The organism is Mycobacterium sp. E3339 (assembly GCF_001666915.1).
GTDB lineage: Bacteria > Actinomycetota > Actinomycetes > Mycobacteriales > Mycobacteriaceae > Mycobacterium.
In genome coordinates this window covers 1-8,908 of the sequence record NZ_LZIZ01000081.1, presented here as the reverse complement: position 1 = coordinate 8,908, position 8,908 = coordinate 1, and the positions used below count along the sequence as shown (strand labels likewise).

The following is an 8,908-nucleotide window of genomic DNA, read 5'->3' as shown; positions in this document are numbered from 1 at the left end:
ACCCTCCCTGGATTAGCAAAGGCTGCCCTAAGTTTTTGGTTACCCTATCCTTACTCCCGGATCGCCGCCACTACGCCCCCCGCCTGAGGACCCGATGACCGCCAACACCCGGCAGCCGCCCCTCAACGGGGCCCTCCAGGGGTTCGTGCCGTTCCCCGCCGATCGGGCCGCCGCCTACTGCGCGGCGGGGTATTGGGCGGGACGCACCCTGGACACCATCCTGAGCGACGCGACCCGGCGCTGGCCCGATCGGACGGCCGTGCTCGACGCCGTGGGCGGCGCGCGCTTGAGTTATGCCGAGCTGGACGAGCGCGCCGACCGGGCCGCCGCGGGACTGCGCGGGCTGGGCATCGCGCCGGGTGACCGCGTGCTGTTGCAATTGCCGAACGGTTGCCAGTTCGCGGTGGCGCTTTTCGGGCTGCTGCGGGCGGGCGCCATCCCGGTGATGTGCCTGCCCGGCCACCGCGCGGCCGAATTGGGACACTTTGCCGCCGTCAGCGAGGCCACCGGCTTGGTGATCGCCCATGCGGCAACCGGTTTCGACTACCGCGCCATGGCGACCGAACTCGTCAAGCTCCACCCGGCACTCGAGCACGTGATCGTCGACGGCGACCCGGGCCCGTTCACCTCGTGGGCCGAACTTTGCGACCGGGCCACCGCCGCGCCCGCGACACCGCCGCGGGATCCGCAATCGCCTGCCTTACTTCTGGTTTCGGGCGGCACCACGGGCACTCCCAAACTGATCCCCCGCACCCACGATGACTACGTGTTCAACGCGACCGCCAGCGCGCGGGTGTGCGGGCTCACCGAGGACGACGTCTACCTGGTGATGCTGTCGGCCGGACACAACTTCCCGCTGGCCTGCCCCGGCCTGCTCGGCGCGATGACGGTGGGCGCCGCCACCGTATTCGCCACCGACCCCAGCCCCGAGGCCGCGTTCGCCGCGATCGAGCGTCACGGCGTCACGGTCACCGCCCTGGTGCCGGCCCTGGCCAAACTGTGGGCTCAAGCCTGCGAGTGGGAGCCGGTGACTCCGAAGTCCCTGCGGCTCTTGCAAGTTGGCGGGGCGAAGCTCGATCCCGACGATGCCCGCCTGGTCCGCACCGCGCTGACCCCGGGGCTGCAGCAGGTGTTCGGGATGGCGGAGGGCCTGCTGAACTACACCCGGCCAGGTGATCCGCCCGAGCTCGTCGATCACACCCAGGGCCGGCCGTTGTGCGAGGCCGACGAGTTGCGCGTCGTCGACGCCGAGGGCGCACCGGTGCCTGTCGGCGAGGAGGGCGAACTGCTGGTGCGCGGCCCGTACACGCTCAACGGCTACTACCACGCCGAGCGCGACAACGAACGCTGCTTCGACCCCGACGGCTTCTTCCGCAGCGGTGACCTGATCCGGCTCCGGCCGGACGGGTACCTGACGGTCACCGGACGCGTCAAGGACGTGATCTGCCGCGGCGGTGAAACCGTCTCCGCGGCCGACCTCGAGGAGCAGATCCTGCGCCACCCGTCGATCTCCTCCGCGGCCGCGGTGCCACTGCCGGACCCCTACCTCGGCGAAAAAATCTGTGCGACGGTGGTTTTCAGCGGGCCGCCGGTGACCCTGGCGGAGCTGAACGCCCACCTCGACCGGTGTGGGGTGGCCGCGCACGCCCGGCCCGACGTGCTGGTGGCTATGACCACGCTGCCGACCACGCCGATCGGCAAGGTCGACAAGAAGGCGATCGCCAGGCACGTCGGCGCGGCGTCGGCAAAATAGGCCGGCGGCGGCAGGCCGAAGTCCCCTCCGGGAGACTCACACCAAGAATCGCAACGGTGTGAGTCATGGCCTGCCAGCGGAGGATCAGCCGCTCCGGCAAAGGCCATTCGGGCTTCGGCGCTGGGACGATTACTTCCGAGTTAACCGTGCGTACCAATTCGGCCATTTTGCATTGTGGGCTACCTCACATCCCCTACGATGGCATTCTGCATCGGTCTTGGGAAGACTGTGATGCTCGAGGGGGGATCCCATGCGCGCCTTTGACGCAGCTTATGCCGACACGCTCGCTCAGCCTGCGAGCATAACCCCTTCGGCGCTAATGTCATTCAGCAATTCATGCGCGGTCGCGGTAAAGGTCACGAAATGGCATCACCGGTTGGCGGACGAAAGGTAGCGCATGTTCCTGGGGACGGTTGATGATTGGACAGCCGAGGGCACCGTCGTTTCCTGGTACCCGACCGCCACCACCCACGCGCGTGCAGCGGAAGCGCAATATCATCCGGCCCCAGTGAGTTACCAGCAGTCGCAGCATCTTCGCTATTACCGGCGCCAGGTCAGCCTCGGCCGCGACATTCCCCGGTTATGCATCGGGGCGTGGGAAATCCGCGGTGTCTGCGATATCGACGCGATGACGCACGCCGTGAATAGTCATGTGCGGCGCCATGATACGTACCACGACCGGTTCGACTTCGACGACAACGACGAAATTCGCCGTTACGTTATCGCCGATCCGGAGGAGATCACCCTGGCGCCAGCGGATCTCGGACGGATGGCCCCGGTCCAGATCCGCAAACTGATTCTCGATACCCCGGATCCGCTGCAGTGGGACTGCTTCAGCTTCGGAATCGTTCAGGGCGAAGACCGATTCACCATGGTTATCGCGGTCGATCACCTGCGTGCCGACGGCATGTCGGCCGGGGTGATTTTTCTCGACATTCAGACGGCGTACTTCACCGCGGTGCAGAAGGCGCAGGTCGCGCTGCCACCCGCTGCCAGCCACCGGGAGTACAGCGCGAAGCAGCGTGCATACACCGCGGGGCTGAACGAGGCCTCGCCGGAGATCCAGACCTGGCGAAGCTTCCTCGCGGCGAACCGCGGTGCGCTGCCGCGGTTTCCCCTCGAGCTGGGGCATGCCGCCGCCGATACGCCGGGCGCCATCGAGGTCTTCGACCTGATCGATGACGACCAGGGCCGGCGTTTCGAGGCGGCGTGCCGGGCCGCGGGGGCGCGCTTCAGCGGCGGTGTGTTCGCCTGCGCCGCGCTGGCCGAGCATCGGTTGACCGGCGCGCCGGTGTATTTCGGACTCACCCCGTTCGAGAATCGCCGAGACCACGCCCACGCGACCGCCGTCGGGTGGCTGGCCAGCTTCGTCCCGCTGACGATCCCCACTGCGGGCGCGTCATTCGACGAGGTGGTCGGCGCCGCCCAGGCGTCCTTCGACGCGAACACGGCCCTCGGCGCGGTGCCGTACTACCACCTGCTCGAGGTGCCCGACAAAGAACCGATCGAGATTCCGGACCGTCCCGTTCCGATGCTGTCCTACATCGACATTCGCAAGCTGCCGTTCGCCGACAACTTCGACGGCCTGCGGGCCGGCATCTGGGGCGACAACCGCCTGTCGGAGACGGTGTGCATGTGGGTCAATCGCATGCACGACAAGACGCAGCTGGTGGTCGCCTACCCGGGCACCGACATCGCCCGCGAGTCCGTCCGGCGCTACGTCGAGACGATGCGCGCCGAGTTCACCCGGGTTGCCGACGGTCCGTGATGCCCGAGGCATTCCCGTTCGCCCGCAGGACGTCTCGGTACACATCCCATCGGCAGCCCCGCGAGGCACGGCGCCGGTGACGAGGCTGGCCCTGCTGGACCAGGCCGCCTTCTTGCGGCTGCGCGCCACCGGCCAGGGCAGCGCGGCCCAATGCACCTGGATCTACGACCGCGCCGTGAACCTCGACCAATTGCGGGACTTCAACGGCAATCTCGGCGCCGGCCTGCTCGGACGCCGGATCGAGCGCTCCCCCTTGCCGTTCGGCCGTCACCGCTGGGTGCGCGACGGCGGCTCACCCGACATCACCCTCGAGCCGCGACGGCCGCGCTCGGGTATCGGCGCGTGGGTCGAGAGCCGCGCGCGCGTGCCCGTCGATCCGGAGTACGGCCCGTCCTTCCACCTGGGCGTCCTGCCGTTGGATGACGGGGGTGCGGCGGTCACGCTGGTGGCGTCGCACTGCGTCGTCGATGGGCTCGGGCTGATCACCGCGATTACCGAGGCAGTCGACGGGCGTACCCGTAATCCCGGCTATTCCCAGGCGAATTCACGCAACCGTTGGCGGGCGATCCTGGCCGACCTGGCCGACGCCGCCATCGCCCTGCCGGCGGTGATCCGCGCGCTGTTCGCCACCCTGGCGATGTTGATCGGGTCCGCTTCCAATCCCAAGCCGGCGGCCCGCCCGCGCGATGCGCCGGTCGATGATGCCCCGATCGCGCTGCCGTCGGCGACGATTCAGACCGACGCCGCGGCGTGGGAAGCGCGTGCGCGCAGCCTCAACGGAAGCAGCAACACGCTTTTCGTCGCGTTCGCGGCCCGTCTCGCGCACCGCATCGGCCGGGTGCTCCCCGGCGGCGACTCGGTGACGGTCGTGCTTCCCGTCAGCGACCGCGCCGCCACCGACGACGACCGGGCCAACGCGCTGACCTCGATCACGTTGACCGTCGACGGCGGCGCGGTGCAGGGCGACCTGAGCGGCGTGCGCGCGGATGTCAAGCGCGAGCTGACATCCCTGGCGACACGACCCAACCCGATGCTGGCCGGCCTGCCGCTCATCCCGTTCACCCCGCGCTGGCTGGTCCGGCGCCTGGAAGGCGTCGCGATGTCGAGCGACCAACTCCCGGTCGGCTGCTCCAACCTCGGCGATCTCGATGCCGCCCTGGGACGTATCGATGGCGCGGATGCGAGTGAGGTCTGCATCCGGCTGGTCGATCAGGGCGTCACCCGGGGCCGCGTCGAGCAAGGCCACGGCCAATTGTTCTGCAGCACGGGCACGATCAACGGCAGCCGGTTCCTCAATGTCATCGCCTACCAGAGCGGCGCCGACAACACCGCCGCGGCCACGCGCGAACTGGCGTGTCACGCGCTCGCCGACCTGCAGCTGTCCGCCACATCGGTGTACGAGGGCCGGATCTGATCGTGGACCTCGGCGTCGGGGCGAACGAACGGCCACACCGCGCGTTGTACGTCTGGGGCACCGCCGCCATTGCGGCCTGGACGGCCGTCGTCCTGTGGTGCGCCGTCAAAATCGTTCCCCTGGACGTGTACTGGATGTCTTACTACGCCGCCGACTACGCGCACGGCTTCGTGCGGCGCGGGCTCGCCGGTGAACTGGTGCGGTTGGTCCCGGGAGACTACTTCTCGGTCGCCCTGGGTCTGCGGTGGCTGTCCACCGCCGCCTTCTTGGGTGGCCTGGCGACGGTGGCGGGCGTGCTGCTCTTCGGCCGCGTTCGGTCCGAGCGCAGGCTGATGGTCGCGCTGCTGATTCCGTTGCTGCCCTTCGGTGTGCCGTTCGCGGCGTATTCGGCCCGGCCGGACCTGTTCGGCGGGGCGGCGCTGGCGCTGTTCTCCTCGGCGCTGGTGTGCACCCGTTCCCGCGCGGGCGCGATGGCGTGGTGCGCGGCCTACGGCGGCGCGATCGCGGCGTTGACGCTCGTGCACGAGGCGATAGGGCTGGAGTTCGCGTTGGGGGCCGTGCTGGCGATCATCGTCCTGGGCGGTGCGCTGAACGGGTCGACGGGCGTCGGGGCGCTCCTGGCGGTGCTGCCGGGCGTCCTCACCGCGGCCGCGGTGGCGGCTTTCGGGCGCCACGACGTCGCCGCTCAACTGTGTGCGTCGGTACCGCATCAGTCGATGCCCAACCCGTTCGCCACGGTCACATCGCCAGAAACCTTGCTGCACTATGTGATCGACGGGCAATCTCGGCAAACCGATTATCACGACTGGGTGTGCCGCAACGTGATGCCCAACTTCGACAATGGGATCGCCGATGCCATCCGAAGCGTCGGGCACGTCGGAGCGGTGGGGCTGGCCATGTCCCTGGCTTTCGGTGCCGGCGCACTCGCGTTGACGATGTGGGGGCTCGGCACTGTTTCGGGAGCGCCGCTGCGGGCGTTCGTCGGGGCGCTGAGGGGCCGATGGCCGTGGGTCATCGGCGGCCTGGTGTTGGTCGCCCCGGTCTTCCTGACCGGCTATGACTGGACCCGCTGGCTGATCATTCTGGCGTTCGACGTCGGGGTGGTCTTCATCCTCTTCGCGGCGCGCAGGCCGGAGATCGACCAGCGTCCGACGCCAAAAGCGTTGCGGTCCTTCGCCCTTCTCGCCATCGCCCTCGCGCTGATTCCGGTGGGCGCGGTCCCCGGCTTCGGCGGCCCGCGGATGGTCTAGCCGGCCCGCCAACATCGAATCACTCGTCAGCCGCATCTCCGGCGATTATCCGGCGCCGGGCGCCACGGCTGAACGAGCGCGGCCGGCGGCGTTAACCGGTCACGACGGTGCAAGACGGGCAGGCGATCGTCGCCGTACACTCCGCCATCGTCGGGGCGGTGAGCGCAAGCATCACGGCAAGAATGACTTTCGACTTAACACCGGCCACGTGAACTCCATCCCGTTGAAGATGGGAGGGATGTTAAGCGGGGCCCCCAGAAACCGCAGGGGTTTGGCGGGATTAGCCGGCCTCGCGTCAGTGCCCGCTCAGTGTCAACGTGCCCTTCGTCTCGAGCACCTTGCTGGCGGTGATCCGTTCGGTCTTGCGGGCCTCGCGTTCGAGGTAGCGCTGCTTCGATTCGTCGAACTTGTCCGACGCCTGCTCGAGTTCCTTGATCAACACGGCGAGGTCGTCGCGCATCCGGGCGGCCTCGCCGCTGAAGTCTTCGCGCTCGAAGATGCGCCACTTCCGCAGCACCGGCATCACCACCTCGTCGAGATGGATCCGCGGGTCGTAGACGCCGCCGACGGCGATGATGACCGCCTTGCGCCGGAATTCGGGCACCGTGAAGCCGGGCATCTTGAAATTGCGCAGGATCCGGTGCACCGACGCCATCGCCTGGTTCGGGGCGATGTCCAGGCCAGCCGCGCTGACGTCCCGGTAGAAGATCATGTGCAGGTTCTCGTCGTGCGACACCCTGGCCATCAGCGCCTCGGCGATGGGGTCCGACGACGCCTTGCCCGTGTTGCGGTGCGAGACCCGGGTCGCCAACTCCTGGAACGAGACGTACATGACCGAGTCGAACAGGCTCTCGGCAAACATGTCACCCTGCTGGTTCTGTCCCGGGCTGAAGCCCCGGGTCATTTGCTCGAGGCGGAGCTTCTCCAGCGCCACCGGGTCGACGGCGCGGGTGACCACCAGGTAGTCGCGCAAAGCCGTGCTGTGCCGGGCTTCCTCGGCCGTCCATCGGTTGACCCACTGCCCCCAGGGGCCGTCCATGCTGAAGTTCATCGCGATCTCGCGGTGATACGACGGCAAGTTGTCCTCTGTCAGCAGGTTTTGCACCATCGCCACCTGCGCGACGTCCGGCAGCCGGCTCTGCCCGGGCTCCCAATCCTGACCGTCCAGCGCGTAGAAGTTCTTGCCGTCCGACCACGGGACGTAGTCGTGCGGACTCCATTCCTTGAACATCGACAGGTGGCGGTTGAGCAGGCCCTCGACCACGGGTTCGAGCTCGTGTAGTAGCTGCAGGTTAGTCAGGTCCTTGGACACGGAGCCCTCCAGTTAAGTGTGTCTTCTCGTAACGCGCAATGTATCTGTGTCATTCGGTTACATAAAGATGACACGCCGGAAAGGCGGTGAAATAGGGCCAAAGGTCCCTACGCGTGCGGGGGGTGCCGACCGCGTCTCGGTCGGCCATCGACCGGTCGAGCGAGCGCTACTGGCGCGCAACCAGATACGGCGCGAGCGTGGAGAGCTTTTCGCAGGTCTCCTCGAATTCCCGCTCGGGCGTGGACCCTTCGATGATCCCCGCCCCTGCCCGCAACCAGGTGCGGCCGTCGCGTTCGTACGCCGCCCGCAGGGTCAGCGCGGCGTCCAGGCCGCCATCCGCCGAAAACATCACGACCGCTCCGGAATACAGCCCGCGCGGACCCTCGTCGAGACGCAGGATCGCTTCCACGCCGCCGGCTTTCGGAATGCCCGACGCGGTGACCGCCGGGAAAAGCGCTTCCAGCGCGTCCATCCGGTCGTTCGACGGGCCCAGTCGCCCGCTGACCGTGGAGCCGAGGTGCTGCACGCTCCCCCGCTCCCGAACCGTCATGAAGTCGGTGACCACCGCGCTGCCGGGTTCGGCGATCTCGGCCATCTCCTGCAGCGAGCTTCGCACCGAGATCGCATGCTCGACAATCTCTTTGGAGTTCGACTCCAGGTCGTCGCGGGCCTGGCGGTCGCGCGCCGTACCGCGGCCCAGGGCCCGGGTACCGGCCAGTGGCTCGGTCACCACGATGCCGTCGTCATGGACGGCCGCGACGAGTTCCGGGCTGTAGCCCACGGCGCGAATCCCGCCCAGCCGCAACAGGAACGATCGCACCGGGGTGTTGTGCCGACGCCCCAGCCGGTAGGTGGACGGAAAGTCCAGTCCGAAGGGCACTTCCAGGGACCGGGACAGGATCACCTTGTGGTAGCGGCCCGCCGCGATCTCCCCGACGGCCGACGCCACCCGATCGCGATAGCCGGAAGGGTCGGCGATGACGTCGACGCCGCGGGCCTGGCGCAGCTCGGGCAGACCGTCGCCCAGCAGGCCCAGTACCGCGTCCCGATGGGCGCCGGTGGTGCCCCACAGCTCGACCGCGTCCCCGGTCACAACGATGCGGGTGCGCGGCCAAAACACGCGGGCCAGCGGGGTGCGCGCGATGGTCGAGCTGGACAGCGACGAACTGCGCGTCATCCGCGACGGCGTGGTGCAGCGGCAACGGTGGTCTGGGCGGCCGGGGCCCGTGCTGGGCGAAGCCATCGACATATTGCTGCTGGAAACCGACCAACTCTTCGGGTGGATCGCCTTCGAATTCGGCGTCTACCGCTACGGGCTGCAGCAGCGACTGGCGGCGCGCACCCCGCTGGCCCGCGTGTTTTGGCCGCGCACCCGCATCGTTGTGACCGGGGACGCGGTCGAGCTGTGGGG

The 8,908-nt window shown here is 68.3% G+C and carries 5 protein-coding genes and 2 pseudogenes; 5 read left to right on the top strand and 2 right to left on the bottom strand.

From position 1 onward, the window contains the following. Positions 1-94: 94 nt before the first annotated feature. From A5702_RS07175 to A5702_RS07160, 4 genes are all read left to right on the top strand, one after another. A complete protein-coding gene (locus A5702_RS07175; protein WP_068219480.1) occupies positions 95-1,753 on the top strand; it encodes a (2,3-dihydroxybenzoyl)adenylate synthase in 1,659 nt (552 codons plus the stop codon). A 397-nt stretch (positions 1,754-2,150) separates the two neighbouring features. Further along, positions 2,151-3,521: a condensation domain-containing protein gene (locus A5702_RS07170; RefSeq protein ID WP_068219477.1), complete on the top strand. Its 1,371-nt coding sequence runs from the start codon at positions 2,151-2,153 to the stop codon at positions 3,519-3,521. Between the two features lie 76 nt (positions 3,522-3,597). Next, on the top strand, positions 3,598-4,935 hold the full coding sequence (locus A5702_RS07165; protein ID WP_068219474.1) for a hypothetical protein: 1,338 nt from the start codon (positions 3,598-3,600) through the stop codon (positions 4,933-4,935). Next, positions 4,935-6,185, top strand: a complete 1,251-nt coding sequence (locus A5702_RS07160; protein WP_068219574.1) for a hypothetical protein — start codon at positions 4,935-4,937, stop codon at positions 6,183-6,185. Before A5702_RS07165 ends, A5702_RS07160 begins: the two co-directional genes overlap by 1 nt. Before the next feature lie 295 nt (positions 6,186-6,480). Here the strand turns inward: A5702_RS07160 and A5702_RS07155 are convergent, their stop codons facing one another. After that, the gene (locus tag A5702_RS07155) at positions 6,481-7,497 is read right to left on the bottom strand and encodes an acyl-ACP desaturase (protein WP_068219471.1); all 1,017 of its coding nucleotides are present in this window, start codon (positions 7,495-7,497) and stop codon (positions 6,481-6,483) included. A 166-nt stretch (positions 7,498-7,663) separates the two neighbouring features. Next, positions 7,664-8,632 (bottom strand): annotated as a pseudogene (locus A5702_RS07150) (salicylate synthase); the annotation flags it as partial. Positions 8,633-8,639: 7 nt separating this feature from the next. Here A5702_RS07150 and A5702_RS07145 point away from each other — a divergent pair. Further along, a pseudogene (locus tag A5702_RS07145) lies at positions 8,640-8,908 on the top strand (salicylate synthase); the annotation flags it as partial.